Source organism: Streptomyces sudanensis (assembly GCF_023614315.1).
GTDB classification, from domain to species: domain Bacteria; phylum Actinomycetota; class Actinomycetes; order Streptomycetales; family Streptomycetaceae; genus Streptomyces; species Streptomyces sudanensis.
On sequence record NZ_CP095474.1, the window covers coordinates 857,910 to 859,575 of the forward strand.

At 76.5% G+C, this 1,666-nt stretch carries 2 protein-coding genes; one reads left to right on the forward strand and one right to left on the reverse strand.

What is annotated here, in order from left to right; genetic code table 11:
* Positions 1–46 precede the first annotated feature (46 nt).
* Positions 47–427, forward strand: coding sequence for a DUF192 domain-containing protein (locus MW084_RS03820; protein ID WP_010469846.1), 381 nt, complete (start codon positions 47–49; stop codon positions 425–427).
* Here MW084_RS03820 and MW084_RS03825 read toward each other — a convergent pair.
* Positions 399–1,622 carry a hypothetical protein gene (locus MW084_RS03825; protein ID WP_420833759.1) on the reverse strand — a complete coding sequence of 408 codons (1,224 nt, stop codon included), beginning with the start codon at positions 1,620–1,622 and terminating at the stop codon, positions 399–401. The two genes, MW084_RS03820 and MW084_RS03825, sit on opposite strands and share 29 nt — an antisense overlap.
* Positions 1,623–1,666 lie beyond the last annotated feature (44 nt).

A 1,666-nucleotide genomic window follows, 5' to 3' on the forward strand; every position in this document is an offset into this window, starting at 1 on the left:
GAGGAAACCCGGCAGCGGGGCGGGCCGGGGGCCTACCGTGCCGGGTATGGAATGGCGGGACGGAACGGGGACACTGCGGATCGGCGGCGGGACGGCGGTTCCCGTCGAGATCGCCGCCTCGTACCGGACGCGGGCACGCGGGCTGCTCGGACGGGACGGGATCGACGGGGCGATGCTGCTGACGCCGTGCGGGAGCGTGCACACCTTCCGGATGCGGTTCGCGATCGACGTGGCCTATCTGAGCCGCGACCTGACGGTCCTCGCCGTCGTGCCCGGGATGCGGCCGGGGCGGCTCGGACTGCCCCGGCCGCGGGCCCGGCACGTGCTGGAGGCCGCGGCCGGGGCGATGGAGCGGTGGGGCGTGCGGCCGGGCGTACGGCTCGTGGTGGACGCGCCGCTCACGGCGGGCCCGGACCGAGCAGCGTGAACGCCCCGTACCCGGCGGAGGCCGCGGCCAGCACGGCCAGTACCGCCCCCGCGTACCGGGCGCGCAGCCGGGCCAGGGCGACGGCCGCGGGCAGCAGCAGCGGGAACGCCGGCATGATCAGCCGCGGCCGGGAGCCGAAGTACGCGGCGCCGACGAGCGACACGGCGACCACGGCCAGTGTGTAGACGAGGACCGGCGGCGGCAGGCCCTGCCGCACGCACAGCCAGACCGCCCAGCCGAGCACCGCGAACACCGCGAGCAGCCCCACTCCCGCCAGCGGTTGGGGGCCGGTCAGCCGGTTCCACGTGAAACGGGCGAGGGCCGCTCCCCCGTCGATGCTGTTGCCCCAGCCGGCCTGGACGTCGAAGTACGCGGTGGGGCGGCCGACCCGGACGGCGACGTACCCGACGTACGCCAGCCAGCCCAGCGGCGCCAGCAGCACACCGGCGGCGAGACCCGGACCGACGCGGCGTTCCCGGACGAGGACGGCGAGCGCGGCGACGGCGAGCGCGGCGATCAGCGCGACGGCGGACGGCCGGGTGAGCCCGGCCGGCACCGCGAGGGCGCCCGACAGGAGCCAGCGGCCCCGCAGCACGGCGTACAGCGACCAGGCCGCGAACGCCGTGAACAGCGTCTCCGTGTACGCCATGGACTGCACGAACGCCGTCGGGTACACGCCCCACAGCACCGCCAGGACGATGCCGGCGCGCCGCCCCGCGACATGCGCCCCGACCGCGTGGATGCCCCAGGCGGCGGCGAGCGACGCCGTCCAGGCGACGGCCAGCCCGGCGGGGGCCGCGCCGATGGGCAGCAGCGTCGACAAGGCGCGCTCCAGGGCGGGGAGCAGCGGGAAGAACGCCAGGTCGGAGTGGACGGAACCGTCCGGGAGGGTGACCTCGTGGCCGTATCCGTGCTCGGCGATGCGGGTGTACCAGACGGAGTCCCAGCGGCCCGTGAGCCGGTGCCAGGCGTCTTCCCCGCTCGCGGCGGCCGCGACCAGGAGGACGGCGAGACCGGTCAGGCGCGCCGCCGCGTAACCCAGCAGCGCGAGGCCGGCGCCCCCTGCCCGGCCCGCGCGTACGGGGCGGACCGGATGGACGGGGTTGCCCGGTCGGGCGGAGGGCGTCGAGCGAGCAGGGGAGGTCGGGCGAGCGGGGTGACCTGAAGAGGTGGAACGGCCCGAAGGGGCGGGGATACGCAGGGGGGCGGATCNNNCGNNTATACACATCTGAGGCTGCC

Bases quoted from the DNA above. Each gene is read 5' to 3' on its own strand.
- MW084_RS03820 (WP_010469846.1), top strand. From the start codon at position 47: ATGGAATGGCGGGACGGAACGGGGACACTGCGGATCGGCGGCGGGACG.